Origin of the sequence: Streptomyces sp. NPDC001728 (genome assembly GCF_040297565.1) — a bacterium.
In the GTDB taxonomy this organism is placed as follows: Bacteria; Actinomycetota; Actinomycetes; order Streptomycetales; family Streptomycetaceae; genus Streptomyces.
Genome location: NZ_JBEOZK010000013.1, coordinates 1 through 23,601 on the forward strand (window position 1 = coordinate 1; position 23,601 = coordinate 23,601).

Below are 23,601 nucleotides of genomic sequence, written 5' to 3' on the forward strand. Positions count from 1 at the left end.
GCTTGAGATACTTGCCCACCCCGGGCTCGGTGAAGCGGACCCGGTACAGCTTGAAGATCAGCTCGCCTATCTGCCCCCGTGTCCACAGCTGACCCGAAAGGCCCAGGTCAGAGGGGATGTGAGCGAGGACGGCCTGCCGGACGGCGGCCTGCTCGGCCTCGGACAGGACCTGATGCTCGCCCACACGACGGCCTCGCGGGCGCGACAGCAGTGCGTCCCGGCCGCCGGCCTGCCACTTCGCCCACCAGTTGTCCACGGCCCTGGCCGACACCTTGAACAGGGCGGCGACCTCTCCCCGGTCCCGGCCCTCCACCAGCGCGGACACCGCCAGCAACCGCACGGCCTCCTGCGCGTCCGGCGACCAGGCCCGCGCATCCCCCACCAGATCACTCACACACTGTCAACGAGCCTGAACTCAAAGCGTTTCGGATCAATAAGAAGAACTCATGGATCAGGATCCCCCGCTTCGACTACACCCCCTCCGAACGCCTCCGCTTCGTCCTCAGCGGAGGCCAGCCGCATCGGGCGAGCGAATGGGCCGACACCCCCGCACGCTCCCTCGAAGACCAGCTAGCCGAGATCGCGCAGGAGATCACCCTCCGCGGCGACGCCGCCGAACGCAGACGGCTCGACGAGATCGAAGCAGCCCGCCAGAAGCGCATCCGCTGGGAAGCTGCCATGGGAAAAGCGCCCGTCCAGTACGCCGAGGCGTACCGCTTCCTGCACTTCGAGGCGCAGGAAGCGGCATGGCGTCTCGTGACCGGACTTGCGGAGTACGTCAGCGCCATACGTACCCGCGTCGACGCCATGCCCCAGGCCAGACCAGGACCGAAGCCGAAACGTGGATCGACTGGGCAGCAGCACGCGTGGGGCGCCTCGATCCTCTGAACACACCGCCCCGACTGCCCGACATCCCCGAACCACGAGCCGACGATCTCAGGCCTTTACTCGGGCACTGGAGCCCGTATGGCTCCTGACACAACACGGACCGGACACCTTATCTAGCGTCACGGAACGTCACTACCGAGAAGGGATGGGGCAGGGGCGGCCAACAGCTCAGCAGCCAGCGCCCCGGCAACCTCGGCACGCCCAAGAGCAGACAGCGGAGAGCTCCACTTGGTGGTCGCCAAACCCATATGACGGCCCATCAGGACACGCCCTGTCCGTGCGTCAAACGTGCGTCACGTGCGTCGAATATGCGTCAAGATATCGCACCTAACGCACGTAACACCCATAACGCACACTCGGAGAAACGGCAGGTCAGGAGCCCTTTGAGGCGGGCTCAAGGATCGCGACGCACTCGACATGGTGGGTCATCGGGAACAGGTCGAACGCCCTCAGCGTCCGGACCTTGTAGCCGCCCTCCGCGAAGTACGCGATGTCTCGGGCCAGGGCTGCCGGGTCGCAGGCCACGTAGGCGATTCGGCGGGCGCCCAGGCCTGCCAGGTGGGTGACCGTCTGCTTGCCCGCGCCCGCGCGCGGGGGGTCCAGGACGATGAGGTCGACGTCCGTGATGCCCGTGCGCGGGAGGACCGATTCGACCTTGCCCTGTTCGATGCGGACGCGCGGGAAGTCGGCCAGGTTGTGGCGGGCGTCCTCCACCGCGCGCTTGCCCGACTCGATGCCGAGGACCGCGCCCTGCTCGCCGACGCGGTCGGCGAGGGCGCCCGCGAAGAGGCCGACGCCGCAGTAGAGGTCGAGGGCCGTCTCGCCCTTGCGGGGGGTCAGGCCCTGCATCACGGCGAGCATCAGGGTCTGCGCGGCCTTCGGGTGGACCTGCCAGAAGCCGCCACTGCCGACGCGGTAGGTGCGCTCGTCGGCGCGCTCGCGGACGAAGGCGCGGCCGTGGACGCGGTGGACCCCGCCGTCCTTCTCGTCGACGCGCATGACCGAGACCGGCTTGTCCAGCTCCACCAGCGGGAGGCGGGCGCCGGGGCGCGGGGTCAGGATGACCTGGCGGTCGTTCGAGCCGGAGGCGGCGATGGCCTCGACCGAGGCCATGCCCTCCCAGGTGCGCTTCTCGATGCCCAGCTCCGAGACGCCCGCGGCGGCGATCATGCAGTGGTCGATGACCTCGACCTCGTGCGAGCGGTGCTTGCGCAGGCCCGCGTGGCCCTCGGCGTCGATCGTGTACTGGACGCGGGTGCGCCACTGCGGGACCTCGCCCGGGGGGAGCTTGTCGCCCTCGGCCGGCATGACGGTGCCGTCCCAGCCGGCCTCCTCCGGAGTGAGTCCGGCCAGCCGCTGGAGCTGTTCCGCGATGACCTCGCCCTTGAGGCGGCGCTGGGCGCCGGGCTTGGCGTGCTGCCAGTCGCAGCCGCCGCACTTGCCGGGGCCGGCGAAGGGGCAGGGGGCCTCGACCCGGTCCTTGGAGGCGTCCAGGATCTCGATCGCGTCGGCGCGCAGGAAGCGCGAGGTCTCCTCACCCTCGGTGACCCGCACCCGGACCCGCTCGCCGGGCAGCGCGTGCCGGACGAAGAGCACCCGCCCCGCCTCCGTACGGGCGATGCAGTGGCCACCGTGGGCGACCGGACCGACCTCGACTTCGTACTCCGCCCCGACCAGCGACGTAACAGGGGTGTTCTGCATGACCGGGGACTCCAGAGGAAGAAGAGAGTGGGCTGCCGTTTGCACGGCAGCCCACCAGTCTAGTTGCTCTTTCCGGCCGGTTCCTTCTGGCCCTTCTCGACCGGGCCGCGGCGGACCGAGCCCGGCGCGTTCCACTCCTGGCGCTTCCTGGCCCGCTTCTTGGCTACCTCGGAGGACTGGAGCTGGTATGGCACCGAGGTCACCATGACGCCCGGTGTGAAGAGGAGGCGGCCCTTGAGCCGCAGGGCGCTCTGGTTGTGGAGCAGGTGCTCGTACCAGTGGCCGACGACGTACTCCGGGATGTAGACGGAGACGGCATCGCGCGGGCTCTCGCGGCGGATGCTCTTCACGTACTCGATCACCGGGCGGGTGATCTCGCGGTACGGCGAGTCGAGGATCTTGAGGGGCACGTTGATGCCGCGCCGCTCCCACTCCTCCTTGAGCGCCTTCGTCTCGACCGGGTCGACGTTGACGGTGAGCGCCTCCAGCTCGTTCGCGTGCATGAGCTTGGCGTAGGCCAGGGCGCGGAGGGTGGGCTTGTGGAGCTTGGAGACGAGGACGATGGAGCGGACCCGGGAGGGGCGTACGTACTCGTCGGGGCGTTCCTCGGCGGCGGCGATCTCGGCGGCCACCGAGTCGTAGTGCCGGCGGATCGCGGTCATCGTGCCGTAGAAGATCACCATGCCGAGCAGGGCGACCCAGGCGCCGTGGGTGAACTTGGTGGCGAGGACGACGACGAGGACCAGGCCGGTGAAGAAGGCGCCGAAGGCGTTGATCGCGCGGGAGCGGATCATGTGGCGGCGCTTGGCCGGGTCCCGCTCGGCCCTCAGGTGCCGGTTCCAGTGCCGGACCATGCCGATCTGGCTGAGCGTGAAGGAGACGAAGACGCCGACGATGTACAGCTGGATCAGCCGGGTCGAGTCGGCTCCGTAGATCCAGACGAGGAGGGCGGCGGCGCCGGCCAGGAGCACGATGCCGTTGGAGAAGGTGAGGCGGTCGCCGCGGGTGTGCAGCTGGCGCGGCAGGTAGCGGTCCTGGGCGAGGATCGAGCCGAGGAGCGGGAAGCCGTTGTACGCGGTGTTGGCGGCCAGGAAGAGGACGAGCGCGGTGGCGGCGGCGAGGATGACGAAGAAGAACGTTCCGTCGCCGAAGACGGCGGCCGCCACCTGGGAGATGACCGGGTCCTGGACGTAGCTCTCGCCGAGCGGGACGCCGTTGTGCAGCAGGTCCTCGGCGGGCTTCTCGGCCATCCGGACGTCGGTGGCCATGGCCAGGAAGATGATGCCGCAGAACATGGTGACGGCCAGGCCGCCCATGAGGGCGAGCGTGGTGGCGGCGTTCTTCGACTTCGGCTTGCGGAAGGCGGGGACGCCGTTGGAGATGGCCTCGACGCCGGTGAGGGCGGCGCAGCCGGAGGAGAAGGCGCGCAGCAGCAGGAAGACCAGCGCGAAGCCGGCCAGGCCCTCGTGCTCGGCCTTGATCTCGAAGTCCGCGGTGGGCGCCTTCATGGTCTCGTCGAGGACGATCCCCCGGTACGCGCCCCAGATGATCATGATGAAGACGCCGACGACGAAGACGTACGTCGGGATCGCGAAGAGCGAGCCCGACTCCTTCACTCCGCGCAGGTTCATCACGGTGAGCAGCACGATCACACCGACCGCGCAGGCCACCTTGTGCTCGACGACGAAGGGGATCGCCGAGCCGAGGTTCTCGATGCCCGAGGAGATCGACACCGCGACGGTCAGGACGTAGTCGACGAGCAGGGCGCTCGCGACGGTGAGTCCGGCCTTCGGCCCGAGGTTGGTGGTGGCGACCTCGTAGTCGCCACCACCGCTCGGGTACGCGTGGACGTTCTGCCGGTAGGACGCGACCACCGTGAACATCAGGACGACGACCGCGAGGGCGATCCACGGGCTGAAGTGGTAGGCCGAAAGACCGGCGACGGAGAGGACGAGCAGCACCTCGCCGGGTGCGTACGCCACCGAGGACAGCGGGTCGGAGGCGAAGACGGGGAGGGCGATGCGCTTGGAGAGAAGGGTCTCTCCGAGCTTGTCGCTGCGCAGGGCCCGCCCGATCAGGATCCGTTTGGGCACGTCGGTCAGTTTGGACACGGAGAGGATCGTAAGCGTTCGAAAAGAGCCACGTGTACCAGCACCCCAGATCGGCACGGAATCTCCCTGAGTACCACCTCGGATGCTGTCCCGGCCAGCGTTGCCGCATAAGCTCGGACCGGGTGACCCGGCAGGGCGTTGCCCGCCGCGACCCGGGCGCATCGGGTGAGGAAAGTTGTGAGCAGGGTGTTTTCGCAGGTCAGCAGGGCGATCAGGAGTGCGGGGTAAGGGGACGTGCACATCGTCATCATGGGCTGCGGGCGAGTGGGAGCCGCTCTCGCGCAGACCCTGGAGCAGCAGGGGCACACCGTCGCGGTCGTCGACCAGGACCCGACGGCTTTCCGCCGTCTGGGGTCGGGTTTCGGCGGTCGTCGCGTCACCGGCGTGGGCTTCGACCAGGACACGCTGCGCGAGGCCGGCATCGAGGATGCCGGTGCCTTCGCCGCGGTGAGCAGCGGCGACAACTCGAACATCATCGCGGCGCGGGTCGCGCGCGAGATGTTCGGCATCGAGAACGTGGCGGCGCGGATCTACGACCCGCGGCGCGCCGAGGTGTACCAGCGCCTCGGCATCCCGACGGTCGCGACGGTCCGCTGGACCGCCGACCAGATGCTGCGCCGACTGCTGCCCTCCGGCGCCGAGCCGCTGTGGCGTGACCCGAGCGGTGGCGTGCAGCTCGCCGAGGTGCACACCTCCCCCGCGTGGATCGGCCACAAGGTGAGCCGGCTCCAGGAGGAGACCGGCGTCCGCGTCGCCTTCCTCACCCGGCTGGGCGAAGCGATCCTGCCGACCTCGCAGACGGTGCTCCAGGAAGGCGATCTGGTGCACGTGATGATGCGTACGGACGAGATCGCGAAGGTCGAGGAGGCCTTCGCCGAGGGTCCCGAGGAGGGTGGTCACTGATGCGTGTCGCTATTGCGGGCGCGGGCGCGGTGGGCCGTTCCATCGCGGGCGAGCTGCTGGAGAACGGGCACGAGGTCCTGCTCATCGACAAGGCGCCGACCGCCATCTCGGTGGAGCGGGTGCCGCAGGCGGAGTGGCTGCTGGCCGACGCCTGTGAGATCACCTCGCTCGACGAGGCGGCGCTCCAGCGCTGCAACGTGGTGATCGCGGCGACCGGTGACGACAAGGTCAACCTGGTCGTCTCGCTGCTCGCCAAGACCGAGTACGGCGTGCCGCGGGTCGTCGCCCGGGTGAACAACCCGAAGAACGAGTGGCTGTTCAACGAGGCCTGGGGCGTGGACGTGGCCGTCTCGACGCCGCGTCTCATGTCGGCGCTCGTGGAGGAGGCGGTGAGCGTCGGCGACCTCGTCCGGCTGCTCCGCTTCAGCCACGGCGACGCGAACCTGGTCGAGCTGACGCTGCCGCCGGAGTCGGCGCTCGCCGGCACCTCGGTCGGGGACGTGGACTGGCCGCAGGACACCTCGCTGGTGACGATCATCCGCGGTTCGCGGGTGCTGACGCCGAGCACCGAGGAGACCTTGGAGGCCGGCGACGAGCTGCTGTTCGTGGCCGCGCAGGCCCGCGAGGAGCAGCTGGAGGACCTGCTCCAGGTCCGCCGCGAGCCGACGGAGTCCTGAGGCTCAGGAAGCAGATGTACGTGGAAGGGCCCGGACCTGTTCGTCAGGTCCGGGCCCTTTCGCGTGGCGCGACTCAGGCCTCCGGGGGCGTCTGCGCGGCGGCGGCCTCCTTGCGCTCCTTCTCGGCGAGCTCCTCGGCCTCCATCTCGGCGAAGACGTCGATCGGCGGCGGAGCCTTCGCGAGGAAGACCCAGGTGAGGTAGACGGCGAGCAGGAACGGCGGGATCTTGAGGGCGACCGACACCCAGCCGAACTTGGTCGGGTCGGCCCACCAGTACAGCGGGAAGAGGACCGCGCACTTGCCGAGCAGGATCAGGCCCCAGGCCCAGCTGGCCTTCGCGTACGCCTTCTTGCGGCCGGGGTTGCGGGTCCGCCAGGAGAGGTTCTCCTTGAAGACCGGGCCGAGGATCAGGCCGATCAGCGGGACCCCGGCGAGCGTCGTGATGATGTACGCGAGGGCGAGGCCCAGGGTGTACAGCATGCCCGGCAGGTAGAAGTCCTTGGCGTTGCCCGTCATCATCGCGAAGACCACGCCGAAGGCGACGCCGAAGACCCCGCTGAACGCGTGCTTGACGGTGTCCCGGCGGATCAGCCGGACGGCGACCAGCACCAGTGAGACCGCGAGCGCGGCGATCGCCGAGACGTGCAGGTTCTTGTTGATCGTGAAGATCGTGACGAACAGCAGGCCGGGCAGGACGGTCTCGATCATGCCGCGCAGGCCGCCGAAGGCCTCGAAGAGCGCCGCCTCGGTCACCGCCCTGTCGGCCTGGGCGTCCTGGTCCGGGGTCGGCGGGGCGGTGGTCGGCTTGTCGAGGGACGTCACCGGCTACTCCTGTCCGAGCGGTCGGAGCTCGTATTTGGGGTTGAAGAGGACCCGCCGGCCGTGGCTCATGGAGATCCGGCCGGAGGCGATCAGCTTGCGGCCCGGCTCGATGCCCACGATGGAGCGACGTCCGAGCCACACGACGTCGAGCGGTGCCGTGCCGTCGAACAGTTCGGCCTCCAGCGCGGGTACACCGGCCCGAGGACGCAGCGTGACCGTGCGCAAGGTACCAGTCACCTTGACTATCTGGCGGTCGGAGCAGTCGCGGATACGGGTGCACCCCGACGCCTCGGCGTCCTCCTGGAGCTCCTCCGACTCCAGGTCCTCAGGCGAGGAGGAGAGCCGGTCGAGCATCCGGCGGAACCTACCGGCCGGCTTCTCTGTACGCGGTGCAGCACTCATACAGAAAGCGTACCGGCCGCCACCGTCACCGAGGGCGGCCCAGGGCGTCCGTCCGTTCAGCGTTCGAAGCGGTAACCCATGCCCGGTTCGGTGACGAAGTGGCGGGGGTGCGAGGGGTCGGTCTCCAGCTTGCGCCGCAGCTGCGCCATGTACACCCGGAGGTAGTTGGTCTCCGTGCCGTACGAGGGTCCCCAGACCTCCTGGAGCAGCTGCTTCTGACTGACCAGGCGCCCGCTGTTGCGGACCAGGACTTCGAGGAGGTGCCACTCGGTGGGGGTGAGCCGGACGTCCCGGCCGTCGCGGTGGACCTTCTTCGCCGCGAGGTCGACGGTGAAGCCCGCCGTCTCGACGACCACCACCCCGTCCTCGGCGCCGCCGACCGGTTCGGCACGGCGGACCGCCGCGCGCAGCCGGGCGAGCAGTTCGTCCATGCCGAAGGGCTTGGTGACGTAGTCGTCGGCTCCGGCGTCGAGGGCCTCGACCTTCTCGTCGGAGGTCTGCCGGGCGGAGAGCACCAGGATCGGCACGCGGGTCCAGCCGCGCAGGCCCCTGATGACCTCGACGCCGTCCATGTCGGGCAGTCCGAGGTCGAGCACGACGACGTCGGGGTGGCGCTCGGCGGCGAGCCGGAGGGCGGTGGCACCGTCGGGCGCGGCGTCGACCTCGTACTTCCGCGCCTTGAGGTTGATCACCAGGGCGCGGACGATCTGCGGCTCGTCGTCGACCACGAGAACCCGGGTCATGGAGGGGGGCCTTCCTTCTTCGGTCGCCCGTTCGGGCGGGGAGCAAGAGAGTACGGGAGGGGGCGGGGGCCGGGCGGGGGCCCGGTCGTAGCGGGGGCGGTGGGCTCGGTCGTAGCGGGGGCGGTGGGCCCGGTCGTACGGGGCGGTGGGCCCGGTCGTACGGGGGCGGTGGGCCCGGTCGTACGAGGGGGCGGCGGGCGCTGGTGGTAGGTCCACGGGGCGGCGGGCTCGGTTCGCGCGGCCGGGCAGTGGCTCGCGCCGTATGCCGGCGCCCCGCGGTCAGGTCACCGCATGGGCCGGGAGGTCGGCGGCCGGGGCCGGGGGGCCGCCCGGCGCGGCCCGGAGCGTGAGCACCATCGTCAGACCGCCGCCCGGGGTGTCCTCGGCGCCGAGCGTCCCGCCCATGGCCTCCACGAAGCCACGGGCGACGGCGAGTCCCAGGCCGACCCCGGACCCCCTGGGGGCGTCGCCGAAGCGCTGGAAGGGCTCGAAGATGCCGTCCTTGGCCTCATCGGGCACCCCGGGCCCGCGGTCCACCACCCGGAGCTCGACGCGGTTGCCCAGAGTACTGGCGGCGACGGCGACGGGCACACCCTCGGGGCTGTACTTGACGGCGTTCTCCACGATGTTGGCGACGGCCCGTTCCAGGAGGCCCTTGTCGACCTCGACCATCGGCAGCGTCTCGGGGACGTCCAGCTCGGCGCTGCCGTCCGGCACTCCCCCGAGGGCCATGGGGACGACCTCGTCGAGGTCCACCGTACGGATCAGGGGGGTGACGGTGCCGGTCTGGAGGCGGGACATGTCGAGGAGGTTGCCCACGAGGTGGTCGAGGCGGTCGGCGCCCGCCTCGATGCCCTCCAGGAATTCGGCGCGGTCCTGTTCGGACCACTCGACGTCGTCGGAGCGCAGGGAGGAGACGGAGGCCTTGATGCTCGCCAGCGGGGTCCGCAGGTCGTGGCTGACGGCGGCGAGCAGCGAGGTGCGGATCTTGTTCCCCTCGGCCAGCTTGCGGGCCTCCTCCGCCTCGCCGACGAGCCGCTGCCGGTCGAGGACGACCGCCGCCTGGGCGGCGAAGGCGCCCAGCACCCGCCGGTCCTCGGCGGGCAGCACCCGGCCGGAGAGGGCGAGCGCCAGATGGTCGCCGACGGGCATGTCCACCTCCGCCTCCTCGGGCCGGGCCGCCGGGTGCGGGCCGACGCTCCCGGCCGGCGTCCACGGCTCGACCTCGTCCACCCTTTCCAGCAGGGCGACGGACTCCATGGAGAAGGTCTCCCTGACCCGCTCGAGGAGGGCGTCGAGGCTGGTCTCGCCGCGCAGCACGCTGCCCGCGAGGTAGGAGAGCACCTCGGACTCGGCCCGCAGCCGGGCCGCCTGCTGGGTGCGCCGGGCGGCCAGGTCCACCACCGAGGCGACGGACATCGCGACGCCGAAGAACACGGCGATGGCGACGATGTTCGCGGGGTCGGCGATGGTGATCCGGTGGACGGGCGGGGTGAAGAACCAGTTGAGGAGAAAGGAACCGACGGCGGCCGAGCCGAGCGCCGGCAGGAAGCCGCCGAGCAGCGCCGCGGCGACCGTCAGGGCCAGGAAGAGCAGCATGTCGTTGGCGAGGCCGAGGTCGGCGTCGACATTGGTGAGGAGCAGGGACAGGGCGACCGGTCCCGCCACACCGACTAGCCAGCCCGCCAGGATGCGCGAGCGGCCGAGCCGGGCGCCGCGGGCGCCGGGCAGGCCGCGCCCCTTGGCGACCTCGCCGTGCGTGACGATGTGGACGTCGAGGTCGGGGCCCGAGTCCCGGGCCACGGTCTGGCCGACGCCGGGGCCGAGGATGTACTGCCAGGTGCGGCGGCGGCTGGAGCCGAGGACGATCTGCGTGGCGTTGACCCCCCGGGCGAATTCCAGCAGGGCGGACGGGATGTCGTCGCCGATGACGTGGTGGAACGTTCCGCCGAGGTCCTCGACCAGGGTCCGCTGGACGGCCAGCTCCTTCGGGGAGGCCGCGGTGAGCCCGTCGCTGCGGGCGATGTAGACGGCGAGGACCTCGCCTCCCGCGCCCTTCTCGGCGAGCCGGGTGGCGCGCCGTATGAGGGTGCGGCCCTCGGGACCGCCGGTCAGACCGACGACGATGCGCTCCCTGGCCTGCCAGGTGGAGCGGATGTTGTGCTCGCCCCGGTACTGCTGGAGGTACTCGTCGACCCGGTCGGCGGTCCAGAGCAGGGCCAGCTCGCGCAGGGCCGTGAGGTTGCCGGGGCGGAAGTAGTTCGACAGGGAGGCGTCGATCCGGTCCGGCTGGTAGATGTTCCCGTGGGCCATCCGGCGCCGCAGGGCCTCCGGGGACATGTCGACCAGCTCGATCTGGTCGGCCCGGCGGACCACCTCGTCGGGGACGGTCTCCCGCTGCCGTACGCCCGTGATCGCCTCGACCACGTCGCCGAGGGACTCCAGGTGCTGGATGTTGACCGTCGATACGACGTCGATGCCGGCCGCGAGCAGTTCGGCGACGTCCTGCCAGCGCTTGGGGTTGCGGGAACCCGGCACGTTGGTGTGGGCGAGCTCGTCGACGAGGGCGACGGCGGGGCGGCGGGCCAGGACGGCGTCGATGTCCATCTCGGTGAAGACGGCGCCCCGGTACTCCAGGGTGCGGCGCGACACCTGCTCCAGGCCGTGCAGCATCACCTCGGTGCGCGGGCGCCCGTGGTGCTCGACGAAGGCGACCACGCAGTCGGTGCCGCGCTCCACCCGCCGGTGCCCCTCGGAGAGCATCGCGTAGGTCTTGCCGACGCCCGGCGCAGCGCCGAGGTAGATCCGAAGCTTGCCGCGTCCCATGGGACGACCATACGTCCAGCCAATCGGACATTCCGTACGCGGGGAGCGGGCCCGGGGCGGTATTGACGTGATCCTGATGTCGCCCCGCGGCCCCTCCGCGTGCGGTTCAGTGCTCGATGATCTCGCCGTCGCTGAGTTCCAGGACGCGGTCGGCCAGGCCCAGCAGCTGGGGGTCGTGGGTGGCGACCAGGGCCGTGCAGCCCTCGCTGCGCACCACCGCGCGCAGCAGCTGCATGACGGCGAGGCCGGTCTCCTGGTCCAGCTGCCCCGTCGGCTCGTCGGCTATCAGCAGCGCCGGCTTGTTGGCGAGGGCGCGGGCGATGGCCACCCGCTGCTGCTGGCCGCCGGAGAGCTCGCCGGGCCGCTGGGCCGCGTGGTCGGCGAGTCCGACCAGACCGAGCAGCAGGGCCACCCGCTCCTCGCGCTCCTTCGGGTCCGCCTTCCGCAGGCGCATGGGCACGCCCACGTTCTCCGCGGCGGAGAGGATGGGAAGCAGTCCGAAGGACTGGAAGATGAAGCCGATCCGGTCGCGGCGCAGCTCCAGGAGTCCGCTCTCGCCGAGCGTGGAGAGGTCGATGCCGTCGATCACGATCGAACCGCCGTCGGCGCTGTCGAGGCCGCCGACGAGGTTCAGCAGCGTCGTCTTGCCGGAACCCGAGCGGCCCTTGAGGGCGACGAGCTCACCGCGCGGGATGTCGAAGGAGACCCCCCGCAGGGCGTGGACGGCGGCTTCGCCCGTGCCGTACGAACGGCGCAGGTTCTCCACGCGGACCATCGGCGGTCCCGCCGGGTCCTCGATGACGGCCGTCGCGGACCTCGTGCTGCTCTCACTCACGCTGTGTTCCCCCTCCTCGAACATGTGCCCGCCAGTATGGTCCGCGGCCGGGCCCGAGGGCCAGAGCCGGAGGGCGGAACCTGTGGAAAAGGGCCGGTGGGCCGCTTTCCGACCTGTGGAAGAACGGCGGTGGGCCGCTTCCCGTACGACACGTACGGGAAACGGCCCACCGGCCGAAGCGTGCGCTCAGCGGATCTCGGAGATCTCCGGACCGCGCTGGAGCTGGCCCATACCGCCGGAGAAGCGGGAGTTCTCCTGCTCCTCCTGCTGCACACCGTCCGGCACCATCTGCGCGTCGTCGGGCAGCTTGAGGACGATCGGGTCGCGCGGGGCCATCGGGCCCTCGCCGCGGACGACCACGGTGTCCCGGACGATCTGCTCCAGCAGACCGGCCGCCTCGGGCTGGACCGCACCCTGCCCGGAGATCACTCCGCGCAGGAACCAGCGGGGTCCGTCGACGCCCACGAAGCGGACCAGCTGGACGCCGCGGTTGCCGTCCGGCAGCTGGACGGGGACCTGGGCCCGCAGCTCCCAGCCGAGCGGGCCCTCGACCTCGTCGATGACACCGCCCTGCTGGACGATGCCGGTGGCGATCTCGTCGCGGACCTCGCCCCAGATGCCCTCGTTCTTGGGGGCCGCGAAGGCCTGCAGCTGCACGGCGCTGTCCCGCAGGACGACGGTGGCCGCGACGATCGCGTCGCCCGCCACCTCCACCCGGAGTTCCATGCCCTCGACACCGGGCACGAAGACCCCGCCGAGGTCCACACGGCCCTCGTCGGGCTTGGCGACCTCGGTGATGTCCCAGGGTCCGTCGGGCCGGGGCGCCGGCGGAAGGTTCACCCGGCGCGGAGCCGCGTCCGCGTCCTCGCCGTCCACCGCGTCGACGACCTGCTCGGCCTCGCTCGCCGCGTCCTCGGCGGCACCGCTCTTCTTGCGACGTCCGAACACGTCACTGTCCTTCCCGGTCGGATACGACCGAAGCGTATCGATTCCCACCCGTTGTGCCGTCCACGGCGGCATGACCGCCGGTGGACCCGAAGCCCCCCTCGGCCCGCGCCGAGCCGGGAAGCTCCGCCACCTCGTGGAAGCGCACCTTCTCGACCTGTTGGACGACAAGTTGGGCAATCCGGTCGAATCTTTCGAACCGCACGGTCTCGCGCGGGTCGAGATTGACCACGATCACCTTGATCTCTCCACGGTACCCGGCATCCACCGTCCCCGGGGCATTCACGAGCGCCACTCCGCAGCGGGCCGCGAGTCCCGACCTGGGGTGCACGAAGGCCGCGTACCCGTCGGGCAGCGCGATGGAGACCCCGGTGGGCAGCACGGCGCGCTCTCCGGGGGCCAGCTCGACGGCCTCGGTGGTCACCAGGTCCGCCCCGGCGTCACCGGGGTGCCCGTAGGCCGGGATCGGCACCTCCGGGTCCACCCGCCGGATCAGTACGTCGACAGGGTTGCGCATCAGGGGTTCACCTCGAAGGCGCGGGCGCGCCGGACCTGGTCGGGGTCGGACATGGCGGCCTGGATCTCCTCCGGGCGGCCGTTGTCGATGAAGTGGTCGACCTTGACCTCGATGAAGAGGGCGTCCGCGCGGACGGCGACGGGCCCCTCGGGCCCGCCGATCCGGCCGACGGCGGTCGAGAAGATCTTGCGGCCGTCCACGGCGGTGACCTCGGCCGCCAGGTGGAGGAGGGTGCCCACCGGGACGGGCCGCACGAAGTCGGTCTCCAGGCGGCCGGTCACGGCGATGACCCGCAGCAGCCAGTTCAGGGAGCCCAGGGTCTCGTCGAGCGCGGTGGCGAGCACGCCGCCGTGCGCGAGGCCGGGGGCACCCTGGTGGTCGGGGGTCACCGTGAACTCGGCGGTGACGGTCACGCCCTCGCCCGCGCGCGCTTCCAGGTGGAGGCCGTGCGATTGCCCGCCGCCGCACCCGAAGCAGTACTCGTAGTGCGCTCCGAGCAGCTCGCCGGGGGCCGGCGCGTCGGGGTGGCGTACCGGCGGTATGGCGTCGGCCGGCGGGGTGAGGGGGGCTGATTGTGCAGTCACAGGCGCAGACCTTACCCGCGCGGATGGGCGCTGGTCGCGCCGTGCCAAGCTTGGACGCATGCAGCCTTCCGCACCGTCCCCGGCCCCCTCCCCCGTGCCGTCCGCCGCGCCGCGGTTCGACGAGCGGCTGACGGCGCCCCGCTCGTGGTGGTTCATCGCCGGCCTGCTCGGTCTGTCCGGCGGTCTGATCATGTTCCCGCTGGGCACGGTCCCGATGCTGGGCGGTCTGATCGTGGCGGCGGTGCTCGCGGGGGCGGCGGTCTCCTCGTACGGCTCCGCACGCGTGCGCGTGGTGGCCGGTTCGCTCGTGGCGGGCGACGCGCGGATCCCGGTCTCGGCGCTGGGGACGGCCGAGGTGCTGGACCCGGAGGAGGCGCGCGCCTGGCGCACCCACAAGGCCGACCCGCGCGCGTTCATGGTGATGCGCAGCTATGTGCCGCGGGCGGTGCGGGTCGAGGTGACGGACCCGACGGACCCGACTCCGTACGTGTACCTGTCCAGCCGTGAGCCGGAGGCCCTGGTGGCGGCGCTGGACGCCGTACGCGCGGGTTCCGGCGGCTGAGGCGAGCGGATCCGTCCGGGGCCCACCGGCCCCGGACGCACGCCTCGCGAGCGCCTAGAAGTCGATTTCCTTGGGGTTCTCCGGCTGCTCCAGGGGGGGCAGCTCCCGGAGTGCGTCCCAGGGGACCTGGCGGCGGCGCAGGTCCTTGCGGATGTGCCCGGCGAGCTTCTTGGTGTCGCGGCGGTTCATGACCGCGCCGACGGCCGCGCCCACCATGAACGGCATGAGGTTCGGCAGGTTGCGCACCGTGCGCTTCGTGATCTGCTGGCGCAGTTCGCGCTTGAGCTGTCCGCCCAGCGCCGCGTTGACGGTGGTGGGCCGGGTGGGGTCGATGCCCCGCTCCTCGGCCCAGGAGGTCAGATAGGCCGCGGAACGCTGGTGGAGCCGGCCGGGCGGCCTCAGTCCGTAGACCTCGTGCAGTTCGGCGATGAGTTTGAGTTCCACGGCGGCGACGCCGGTGATCTCGGCCGCGAGCTCCGCCGGCATGGCCGGGGGTACGGGGAGCATGGCGGCGGCGCCGACACTCGCGCCCACGGTCGAACTCGCGTTCGCCGCGCCGGTGACGAGTTTGTCGGCGAGTTCCTCCGGGCCGAGCCCGGGAAACTGCTTGCGAAGGGTCGCCAGATCGCGGACCGGAATCCGCGGGGCGAGATCGATCAGCCGGTCGGCGAGATGCCCGAGGCCGGCCTTGGCGCTGTCGCCGCCGCGCTTCGCGCCCTGCCGGACGCCCTGCGCGACGCCGCGCCGGACGGCGTCGATCCGGTCGGAGTCGATCTTGATCCTGTCGAGCTGGGCCCGCGCGGGATTGGCGAGGCGACCGACGGCGCCGAAGCGTCCGCCCTGCCGCGCCTCGTCGCGCCGCGCCTCGTCCGGCACGTCGCTCCGCCCCGCTCCGCGCTCCGCCGGCAGCCGGACCGGGTCCGGTCCGACGGGTGCCTCGAGCGAGGCCGGGAGGCCTCGCTCGTCGTCACGTACGCCGAGGGAGTGCGGGGCGGCGGTGTGCTCGGCTTCGGGGGCCTCCTGGGCACCCTCTACCGGGCCTGAGCCGCCCTTGTACGTCTTCCGGCTCCCGGGGAGCCGTGGACGCCGCTTCCGGGACGGTGTGTCGCCTGCCACGGCCGTGCGACCTCAGTCGCAGTCGCGGCAGATCGGCTGGCCGTTCTTCTCCCTGGCCAGCTGGCTGCGGTGGTGCACGAGGAAGCAGCTCATGCAGGTGAACTCGTCGGCCTGCTTGGGCAGGACCCGGACGGCCAGCTCCTCGTTCGAGAGGTCGGCGCCGGGAAGCTCCAGGCCTTCGGCGGCCTCGAACTCGTCGACGTCGACGGTCGAGGTCGACTTGTCGTTCCGGCGGGCCTTCAGTTCTTCAAGGCTGTCCGAGTCGACGTCGTCGTCGGTCTTGCGTGGGGTGTCGTAATCCGTTGCCATGTCGCTCTCCCCCTCTGGGTGGTTGCGGGTGTCTCAGCGCACGTAACGCGTGAGAGGTCGGACTTGTGCCCGACCTGAGGCGGAGATTTTGCCTCACATCAAGGTCTGTTACTCAATCGACACCCGTCCCGTCCTCTCGCGAGTGACCGGCTTCGGGTGGCGAACCGGACCGTACACGGTCCTGCGGGCGCCGCTCACAGGCGCCACCCCGTGTACTTCCCGTCAATCCAGGCCCGGGAAACCCGGACTTTTCCTGGTTTTCCGAGGGATTTCTCGGTCACGGAGAGTGGAGATCCGGACACCCTCTCCTGTGATCGATCACACATGAGCGTCTCAGGATCGGGGCCCCGGAATTCCGCGCAAAGCGAACGGAACCGGTCGGCTCATGCAGTCTGTCAGATCGGCAGAGTGACGCGCATCACGAGACCGCCCCCCTCGCGGGGCTCCGCGATGATACGGCCGCCATGGGCGCGGGCCACGGATCTGACGATCGACAGGCCGAGACCCACGCCCTTGTCACTGCCGGTCCGCTCCTGCCGGAGCCGCCGGAAGGGCTCGAAGAGGTTGTCGATCTCGTACGCCGGGATCACTGGACCCGTGTTCGAGACGACCAGGACCGCCTGGCCGTGCTCGGTCCCGGTGGTGACCTCCACCCAGCCTCCCTCCGGCACGTTGTACCGGACGGCGTTCTGGAGCAGGTTCAGCGCGATCCGCTCCAGCAGGACGCCGTTGCCCTGGACGACCGCGGGCTCGCGCTCGCCCCGGATCTCGACCCCCTTCGCCTCCGCCTCGGCATGGACCTGGTCCACGCCCCGCGAGGCGACCTCGGCGAGGTCGACGGGCTTGCGCTCGACGATCTGGTTGTCGCTCCGGGCGAGCAGCAGCAGGCCCTCGACGAGCTGCTCGCTGCGCTCGTTGGTGGCGAGCAGGGTCTTGCCCAGCTGCTGGAGCTCCACCGGCGCCGCCGGGTCCGAGAGGTGGACCTCCAGGAGGGTGCGGTTGATCGCGAGCGGGGTCCGCAGCTCGTGCGAGGCGTTCGCGACGAACCGCTGCTGGGCGGTGAAGGCCCTCTCCAGGCGCTCCAGCATCTCGTCGAAGGTGTCGGCGAGCTCCTTCAGCTCGTCGTCGGGGCCGTCCAGCTCGATCCGCCGGGACAGGTCGGAGCCGGCCACCTGGCGGGCGGTCCGGGTGATCCGGCCCAGCGGGGAGAGCACCCGTCCCGCCATGGCGTAGCCGAAGGCGAAGGCGATGATGCTCATGCCGAGCAGGGCGAAGAGGGAGCGGCGCAGGAGGTCGTCCAGGGCGCGGTCGCTCTGGTGCCGGAGGCAGACGGACACGGCGTCGTTGAGCTGCTCCCCGGTGCCCTGGACGGGCAGCTCGCACCAGGAGGTGGTCGGCTGGACCTTGCCCTGGACGACCTTGAAGGGCAGCTCGGAGACGCTGTCCGTGAGGGCCTGCGCGGTGAACAGGTAGATGATCGAGAGCAGCAGGATGCCCGCGATCAGGAACATCCCGCCGTACAGCAGCGTGAGCCGTATCCGGATGGTCGGGCGCAGCAGCGGGCGGACCGGGTCCCTGGGGTCCCAGGTCGGTTTCGGGGGCGCCTGGGGATGAGGCGCGGGGGTGGTGGCCATCGGGTCAGATCCGGTACCCGGAGCCGGGGACCGTGACGATGACCGGCGGCTCGCCCAGCTTGCGGCGCAGGGTCATGACGGTGACCCGTACGACGTTGGTGAACGGGTCGGTGTTCTCGTCCCAGGCCTTCTCCAGGAGCTGCTCGGCGGAGACGACGGCGCCCTCGCTGCGCATGAGGACCTCAAGCACGGCGAACTCCTTCGGCGCGAGCTGGACCTCCTTGCCCTCGCGGAAGACCTCGCGGCGGTTCGGGTCGAGCTTGATGCCGGCGCGCTCCAGGACGGGGGGCAGCGGCACGCTCGTACGGCGGCCGAGGGCCCGCACGCGCGCGGTGAGCTCGGTGAAGGCGAAGGGCTTGGGGAGGTAGTCGTCCGCGCCGAGCTCCAGGCCCTCGACCCGGTCGCTGACGTCGCCGGACGCGGTGAGCATCAGGACGCGGGTGGGCATGCCCAGCTCCACGATCTTGCGGCAGACGTCGTCACCGTGGACGAGGGGGAGGTCGCGGTCGAGGACGACCACGTCGTAGTCGTTCACCCCGACCCGCTCCAGGGCCGCGGCGCCGTCGTACACGACGTCGACGGCCATGGCCTCCCGGCGCAGTCCGGTGGCCACCGCATCGGCGAGCAGCTGCTCGTCCTCGACGACGAGTACGCGCACGTCGTACATCCTTCCCATTGAGCTGCCGTCCCGAGGGGGACCGGCTGAAACCTGAGCACTGACTGTGCGTGTCCATCCTGCCCCGTACGCGCGTAAACCGGCTGTAAGGCGGCGGTGCGGGGCCCCCGGGGCGGGCGGTGGACGGCGGGGGCACGCACGGGGGCGCGTGGCCGGTCCCGAAGAATTCACCGGATTTCCGGGCCAGTTGAGGTTTCTCTGAGGAAGGGGTTGGGGAGGACGACTGCACACCCCGTGATCACGCCCTGTATGTGGCACGCCACCTACCGCTCTCTGTCCCCCAGAGACCGCAGCGTGTGATCCACCCACCCTTCGGCACACCACCGTGCCACCGGACCCATGACGAGGGGGCGCACGATGGACGCTTTCACCGCAGGACTGCTGCACCGCATCAGGACCACGCAGACGGACCTCACGCGGGCTCGTGAGACGGGCGACGACTACTTGGCGGAGGTCGAGCAGGCCGAGCTGGAGGACCTGCACCGGCTGGCCGCCGAGCACGGCGTGGAGGTAGCCGCGCCGGGTCTCTGACCCCGAACCCCGTTTCCCGAACCCGATCCCGCACGCGTGCGAGGGCCCCGGCGCCGTCTCCCGGCTCCGGGGCCCTCGCGCGTCCGTCACCGCGCCGCTAGTCGTGCCAGGCGCCCAGGTCCTCCAGGAGGCCCTGGAGGGGTGCGAAGAGGCCCGGCGAGGCCGCCAGGGTCAGTTCTCCGGACTCCCGCTGCCCCGGGCGGCCTCCGGTCAGGGCGCCGGCCTCGCGGGCGATCAGGGCGCCTGCGGCGAGGTCCCAGGGGTTGAGGCCGCGCTCGTAGTAGGCGTCGAGCCGCCCCGCCGCGACATCGCAGAGGTCGATGGCCGCCGAGCCGCCCCGGCGGATGTCGCGGACGCGCGGGATGATCCGCTGGACGATGTCCGCCTGGTGGACGCGCCGGGCCTGGAGGTATCCGAAGCCCGTGCCGAGGAGGGCCTCGTCGAGGACGGGCGAGGGGCGGACGGCCAGGCGCCGGTCCCCCGCGTACGCGCCGCCGCCGAGGACCGCCCGGTACGTCTCGCCGCGCATCGGGGCCGCCACGACGCCGACGACGGTCTCGCCGTCGCGTTCGGCGGCGATCGAGACGGCCCAGGTGGGCAGGCCGTACAGGTAGTTCACGGTGCCGTCGAGCGGGTCGATGACCCAGCGGACACCGCTGGTGCCGGGGCTCGAAGCGCCCTCCTCGCCGAGGAAGCCGTCCGCCGGGCGGTGCTCGGCGAGGAAGCCGGTGATCAGCTTCTCGGCGGCGATGTCCATCTCGGTGACCACGTCGACGGCGCTCGACTTGGTCCTGGCCACGGCGAGGTCCTCGGGCCTGCCGTCGCGCAGCAGTGCTCCGGCGCGGCGCGCGGCCTCCAGGGCGAGGCCGAGCAGTTCGGCGAGCAGCGGATCGGCGGAACTCGGGTCAGTGGGACGCGGGTCCGTCGGGAGCGGGTCGGTCACAGGGCCTCCTCAGGCGTACGGGCTGTCGGCGCCGGCCGCGGCGGGGCGCTCCGCCCTGGCCGGGCAGCAGCCGATCGGGCACAGGTCGTGGGAGGGACCGAGGGCGCCGAGCGCGCACCGCTCGGCCCGGGTCCCGCGCTCGGCCGAGGCCCGCTCCAGGACGAGTTCGCGGACGGCGGCGGCGAAGCGCGGGTCGGCGCCGACGGTCGCGGAGCGGCGCACGGGCAGCCCCAGTTCGGCGGCCTTGGCCGTGGCCTCGGTGTCGAGGTCGTAGAGGACCTCCATGTGGTCGGAGACGAAGCCGATCGGGACCATGACGGCCGCGGGGACGCCGGCGCCGTGCAGTTCCTCCAGGTGCTCGCAGATGTCGGGCTCCAGCCACGGGATGTGGGGGGCGCCGCTGCGGGACTGGTAGACGAGCTTCCAGGGGTGGTCGGTCCCGGTGGCCTCGGTGACCGCCCGGGCGATCACCCGTGCCACGTCGAGGTGCTGGCGGACGTAGGCCCCGCCCTCGCCGTGCTCGGTGACGGGTCCTGAGGTGTCGGCTGCGGAGTCGGGGATGGAGTGGGTGGTGAAGGCGAGGTGGGCCCCGTCGCGGACGGACGGGTCGAGCTCGTCGAGGGCGGCGAGGACGCCCTCGATCATGGGCTCGACGAAGCCTGGGTGGTTGAAGTAGTGCCGGAGCTTGTCGACCCGGGGCAGCGGGAGGCCCTCCGCCTCCAGGGTGGCGAGCGCGTCGGCGAGGTTCTCGCGGTACTGGCGGCAGCCGGAGTAGGAGGCGTACGCGCTGGTGGCGAGGACGGCGATGTGGCGTCGGCCGTCGGTGATCATCTCGCGGAGGGTGTCGGTGAGGTACGGGGCCCAGTTCCGGTTCCCCCAGTAGACCGGCAGACCGAGGCCGGACTCCGCGAAGTCCGTGCGGAGCGCGTCGAGGAGCGCGCGGTTCTGGTCGTTGATCGGGGAGACGCCGCCGAAGAGGAAGTAGTGCTGCCCCACTTCCTTGAGCCGTTCCTTCGGGATGCCGCGGCCGCGGGTCACGTTCTCCAGGAACGGGACCACGTCGTCCGGGCCCTCGGGGCCGCCGAAAGAGAGCAGCAGCAGGGCGTCGTACGGGGCGGGATCGTGCTGATCGGACATGACACCGATCCTCCCACCCGCCGCTGACGGCGAACGGCGCGGCCCGTCCGTCCGCGCGCGTCCGAAAAATGGGGATGACCCATCCAGTTCAACCCCGTAGGCTTTAGCTCTTAATTACACGTGCGGGCGCCCGCTCCGGGCGCCCGCACGGAAGCCGCGCCCCCACGCGGAGATCCGGAGACCCCCTTGCCCAGTCCCTACCGCGCGATCTTCGAGGCGCCCGGCACCACCCTGTTCTCCGTCGCCGGACTCCTCGGCCGGATGCCCCTGTCCATGATGGGCATCGGCATCGTGACGATGATCTCCCAGGTCACCGGCCGGTACGGGCTGGCCGGCGCCCTCTCCGCGACGCTCGCGGCGTCCGCGGCGGTGCTCGGCCCGATGGTCTCCCGGCTGGTCGACCAGTACGGGCAGCGCAAGGTCCTGCGCCCGTTCACCCTGGTCTCGCTCGCGGCGGCGGCCGGACTCCTGCTCTGCGTACAGCAGGACGCCCCCGACTGGACGTTCTTCGTCTTCACAGCCCTCATCGGCTGTGTCCCGAGCGTCGGGGCGATGACCCGCTCCCGCTGGGCCGCGATCTACCGGGGCGACGGGCGGCGGCTGCACACCGCGTACTCCTGGGAGTCGATCGTCGACGAGGTCTGCTTCGTCTTCGGCCCGATCCTCTCGATCGGGCTGTCCACGACCTGGTTCCCGGAGGCCGGCCCGCTGTTCGCCGGGATGTTCCTGGCCGTCGGCGTCTTCTGGCTGACCTCGCAGCGCGCCACCGAACCGGCCCCCCATCCCCGGGACGGCGGCCGGCGCACTTCCGCACTCCGCTCCCCCGGACTCCAGGTGCTGGCCCTGGCCTTCGTCGCCACCGGAGCCATCTTCGGCTCCATCGACGTGGTGACCGTGGCGTTCGCCGAGGAGCAGGGAACGAAGGCCGCCGCCAGTCTCGTCCTGGCCGTCTACGCGCTGGGTTCCGGCCTGGCCGGCGCCGTGTTCGGACTGCTCCACCTCAAGGGCGAGCCGTCGCGCAGGTGGCTCCTGGGCATCTGCGCGATGGCCGTGAGTATGATCCCCCTCCTACTGGCCGGGAACTTGCCGTTGCTGGCCGTGGCGCTCTTTGTCGCGGGCCTGTCCATCGCACCGACGATGGTGACCACCATGGCCCTCGTCGAAGCGCATGTACCGCGCACCAAGCTGACCGAGGGCATGACCTGGACGGGTACCGGGCTCGCGGTCGGCGTGGCGCTCGGCTCCTCGGCCGCCGGCATGGTGGTCGACGCGTCGGGGGCCGAGGCGGGGTACGTGGTGCCCGTCGTCTCGGGTGCGCTCGCGGTCGCGGTGGGGCTTCTCGGACACCGCCGGCTGCGCAGGCCGGCACCGAACCGGGAGGGGCAGCGTGAGCGGGACGACAACAGCGGGGTCGGGCAGCACCAGGACGGCGGACAGCACGTGGCGTAACTGGGCGGGGAACGTCACCTCCCGCCCCGTGCGGGAGGTGAGTCCGGCCTCGGCCGAGGAGCTCGCCGAGGCGGTGCGCCGGGCGGCCCGGGACGGGCTGCGGGTGAAGACGGTCGGCACCGGCCACTCCTTCACCTCGATCGCGGCCACCGACGGCGTCCTGATCCGGCCGGGCCTGCTGACCGGCATCCGGCGCATCGACCGCGAGGCGATGACCGTCACGGTCGAGTCGGGCACCCCGCTCAAGCGGCTCAACGTGGCACTGGCCCGGGAGGGCCTGTCGCTCACGAACATGGGCGACATCATGGAGCAGACCGTCGCCGGGGCCACCTCCACGGGCACCCACGGCACGGGCCGCGAGTCGGCCTCCATAGCCGCCCAGATCCGCGAACTGGAGCTGGTGACGGCCTCGGGCGAGCTGATGACCTGTTCGGAGAAGGAGAATCCGGAGGTCTTCGCGGCCGCCCGGATCGGGCTCGGCGCCCTCGGCGTGGTCACCGCGATCACCTTCGCGGTGGAGCCGGTCTTCCTGCTCACCGCGCGCGAGGAGCCGATGACCTTCGACCGGGTCACCTCGGAGTTCGACGCGCTGCACGCGGAGAACGAGCACTTCGAGTTCTACTGGTTCCCCCACACGGACAACTGCAACACCAAGCGCAACAACCGCAGCGCCGGCCCCGCCGCTCCCCCCGGCCGGATCGGCGGCTGGATCGAGGACGAACTCCTCTCCAACGGCCTCTTCCAGGTGGCCTGCTCGCTCGGCCGGGTCGTGCCGCCGGTCATCCCCTCGATCGCCAAGGTCTCCAGCCGGGCCCTGTCGGCCCGTACGTACACCGACATCCCTTACAAGGTCTTCACCTCGCCGCGCCGCGTCCGCTTCCTGGAGATGGAGTACGCGCTTCCGCGTGAGGCGGCGGTCGCCGCGCTGCGCGAGCTCAAGGCGATGGTCGACGGCTCGCCCCTCAAGGTGAGCTTCCCGGTCGAGGTACGGACCGCCCCGGCGGACGACATCGCGCTGTCCACGGCCTCGGGCCGGGAGACCGCGTACATCGCCGTCCACCTCTACAAGGGAACGCCCCACCACGCGTACTTCACCGCGGTGGAGCGCATCATGACGGCGCACGGGGGCCGCCCCCACTGGGGCAAGCTGCACACCCGCGACGCCGCCTACTTCTCCGAGGTCTACCCGCGCTTCGCCGAGTTCACGGCGCTGCGCGACCGGCTCGACCCGGACCGGCTCTTCGCCAACGACTACCTGCGGCGCGTCCTCGGCGACTGACGGCCGCGCG

Annotated in this window: 24 protein-coding genes; 6 read left to right on the forward strand and 18 right to left on the reverse strand. The window is 71.3% G+C overall.

Translation table 11 applies throughout. The features are described from left to right. The 4 genes from ABT154_RS20120 to ABT154_RS20135 all read right to left on the reverse strand — a co-directional run. On the reverse strand, positions 1–394 hold a 394-nt coding region (locus ABT154_RS20120; RefSeq protein ID WP_502969546.1), incomplete at its 3' end, for a helix-turn-helix domain-containing protein. A 176-nt stretch (positions 395–570) separates the two neighbouring features. After that, on the reverse strand, positions 571–864 hold the full coding sequence (locus ABT154_RS20125; protein ID WP_351858193.1) for a hypothetical protein: 294 nt from the start codon (positions 862–864) through the stop codon (positions 571–573). 396 nt (positions 865–1,260) lie between these two features. Beyond that, complete coding sequence (locus ABT154_RS20130) at positions 1,261–2,589, reverse strand: class I SAM-dependent RNA methyltransferase (RefSeq protein WP_351858194.1); 1,329 nt, start codon at positions 2,587–2,589, stop codon at positions 1,261–1,263. Positions 2,590–2,648: 59 nt separating this feature from the next. Next, positions 2,649–4,700: an APC family permease gene (locus tag ABT154_RS20135; protein WP_351858195.1), complete on the reverse strand. Its 2,052-nt coding sequence runs from the start codon at positions 4,698–4,700 to the stop codon at positions 2,649–2,651. Positions 4,701–4,934: 234 nt separating this feature from the next. Here ABT154_RS20135 and ABT154_RS20140 point away from each other — a divergent pair, with 234 nt between their 5' ends. Beyond that, positions 4,935–5,603 carry a potassium channel family protein gene (locus ABT154_RS20140; protein WP_030321520.1) on the forward strand — a complete coding sequence of 223 codons (669 nt, stop codon included), beginning with the start codon at positions 4,935–4,937 and terminating at the stop codon, positions 5,601–5,603. Further along, entirely contained in the window at positions 5,603–6,280 is a 678-nt protein-coding gene (locus tag ABT154_RS20145; RefSeq protein WP_317872764.1) for a potassium channel family protein, read from the forward strand. Before ABT154_RS20140 ends, ABT154_RS20145 begins: the two co-directional genes overlap by 1 nt. Positions 6,281–6,353: 73 nt before the next feature. Here ABT154_RS20145 and ABT154_RS20150 read toward each other — a convergent pair whose 3' ends face one another. From ABT154_RS20150 to ABT154_RS20185, 8 genes are all read right to left on the reverse strand, one after another. Continuing rightward, the gene (locus ABT154_RS20150; protein ID WP_351858196.1) at positions 6,354–7,103 is read right to left on the reverse strand and encodes a DUF3159 domain-containing protein; all 750 of its coding nucleotides are present in this window, start codon (positions 7,101–7,103) and stop codon (positions 6,354–6,356) included. Positions 7,104–7,106: 3 nt separating this feature from the next. Further along, positions 7,107–7,505 carry an OB-fold nucleic acid binding domain-containing protein gene (locus ABT154_RS20155; RefSeq protein ID WP_351858197.1) on the reverse strand — a complete coding sequence of 133 codons (399 nt, stop codon included), beginning with the start codon at positions 7,503–7,505 and terminating at the stop codon, positions 7,107–7,109. 56 nt (positions 7,506–7,561) lie between these two features. Beyond that, positions 7,562–8,248, reverse strand: coding sequence for a response regulator (locus ABT154_RS20160; protein WP_056557590.1), 687 nt, complete (start codon positions 8,246–8,248; stop codon positions 7,562–7,564). 279 nt (positions 8,249–8,527) lie between these two features. After that, the gene (locus ABT154_RS20165; RefSeq protein ID WP_351858198.1) at positions 8,528–11,074 is read right to left on the reverse strand and encodes a DUF4118 domain-containing protein; all 2,547 of its coding nucleotides are present in this window, start codon (positions 11,072–11,074) and stop codon (positions 8,528–8,530) included. Positions 11,075–11,180: 106 nt separating this feature from the next. Continuing rightward, positions 11,181–11,849, reverse strand: a complete 669-nt coding sequence (locus ABT154_RS20170) for an ABC transporter ATP-binding protein (protein ID WP_502969551.1) — start codon at positions 11,847–11,849, stop codon at positions 11,181–11,183. Between the two features lie 246 nt (positions 11,850–12,095). Continuing rightward, positions 12,096–12,857: a DUF3710 domain-containing protein gene (locus ABT154_RS20175; RefSeq protein ID WP_351858200.1), complete on the reverse strand. Its 762-nt coding sequence runs from the start codon at positions 12,855–12,857 to the stop codon at positions 12,096–12,098. Position 12,858: 1 nt separating this feature from the next. Continuing rightward, entirely contained in the window at positions 12,859–13,371 is a 513-nt protein-coding gene (dut, locus tag ABT154_RS20180) for a dUTP diphosphatase (protein ID WP_351858201.1), read from the reverse strand. After that, on the reverse strand, positions 13,371–13,955 hold the full coding sequence (locus ABT154_RS20185; protein ID WP_351858202.1) for a PaaI family thioesterase: 585 nt from the start codon (positions 13,953–13,955) through the stop codon (positions 13,371–13,373). Before ABT154_RS20185 ends, dut begins: the two co-directional genes overlap by 1 nt. 58 nt (positions 13,956–14,013) lie before the next feature. Here ABT154_RS20185 and ABT154_RS20190 point away from each other — a divergent pair, with 58 nt between their 5' ends. Beyond that, on the forward strand, positions 14,014–14,517 hold the full coding sequence (locus ABT154_RS20190) for a DUF3093 domain-containing protein (protein ID WP_351858203.1): 504 nt from the start codon (positions 14,014–14,016) through the stop codon (positions 14,515–14,517). Positions 14,518–14,571: 54 nt separating this feature from the next. Here ABT154_RS20190 and ABT154_RS20195 read toward each other — a convergent pair whose 3' ends face one another. The 4 genes from ABT154_RS20195 to ABT154_RS20210 form a co-directional block, all read right to left on the reverse strand. After that, positions 14,572–15,633, reverse strand: a complete 1,062-nt coding sequence (locus tag ABT154_RS20195; RefSeq protein ID WP_351858204.1) for a hypothetical protein — start codon at positions 15,631–15,633, stop codon at positions 14,572–14,574. 12 nt (positions 15,634–15,645) lie between these two features. Continuing rightward, entirely contained in the window at positions 15,646–15,942 is a 297-nt protein-coding gene (locus ABT154_RS20200; RefSeq protein ID WP_003955561.1) for a DUF4193 domain-containing protein, read from the reverse strand. Between the two features lie 395 nt (positions 15,943–16,337). Continuing rightward, complete coding sequence (locus tag ABT154_RS20205) at positions 16,338–17,576, reverse strand: sensor histidine kinase (RefSeq protein ID WP_351858205.1); 1,239 nt, start codon at positions 17,574–17,576, stop codon at positions 16,338–16,340. A gap of 4 nt (positions 17,577–17,580) precedes the next feature. Then, positions 17,581–18,234, reverse strand: coding sequence for a response regulator transcription factor (locus ABT154_RS20210; protein ID WP_030146958.1), 654 nt, complete (start codon positions 18,232–18,234; stop codon positions 17,581–17,583). A gap of 375 nt (positions 18,235–18,609) precedes the next feature. Between ABT154_RS20210 and ABT154_RS20215 the strand changes: the two genes are divergently transcribed. Further along, positions 18,610–18,783 (forward strand): hypothetical protein, encoded by a 174-nt coding sequence (locus tag ABT154_RS20215; RefSeq protein WP_317872773.1) that lies wholly within the window; start codon positions 18,610–18,612, stop codon positions 18,781–18,783. Between the two features lie 97 nt (positions 18,784–18,880). Here ABT154_RS20215 and ABT154_RS20220 read toward each other — a convergent pair whose 3' ends face one another. After that, positions 18,881–19,726, reverse strand: a complete 846-nt coding sequence (locus ABT154_RS20220) for an inositol monophosphatase family protein (protein ID WP_351858206.1) — start codon at positions 19,724–19,726, stop codon at positions 18,881–18,883. 9 nt (positions 19,727–19,735) lie between these two features. After that, a complete protein-coding gene (locus ABT154_RS20225) occupies positions 19,736–20,863 on the reverse strand; it encodes a ferrochelatase (RefSeq protein WP_351858207.1) in 1,128 nt (375 codons plus the stop codon). 186 nt (positions 20,864–21,049) lie between these two features. Here ABT154_RS20225 and ABT154_RS20230 point away from each other — a divergent pair, with 186 nt between their 5' ends. Together ABT154_RS20230 and ABT154_RS20235 are read left to right on the forward strand one after the other, a co-directional pair. Continuing rightward, positions 21,050–22,312, forward strand: a complete 1,263-nt coding sequence (locus tag ABT154_RS20230; RefSeq protein ID WP_351858208.1) for an MFS transporter — start codon at positions 21,050–21,052, stop codon at positions 22,310–22,312. Beyond that, complete coding sequence (locus tag ABT154_RS20235) at positions 22,251–23,591, forward strand: D-arabinono-1,4-lactone oxidase (protein ID WP_351858209.1); 1,341 nt, start codon at positions 22,251–22,253, stop codon at positions 23,589–23,591. The genes ABT154_RS20230 and ABT154_RS20235 overlap by 62 nt, the downstream gene beginning before the upstream one ends. Positions 23,592–23,601: the final 10 nt, after the last annotated feature.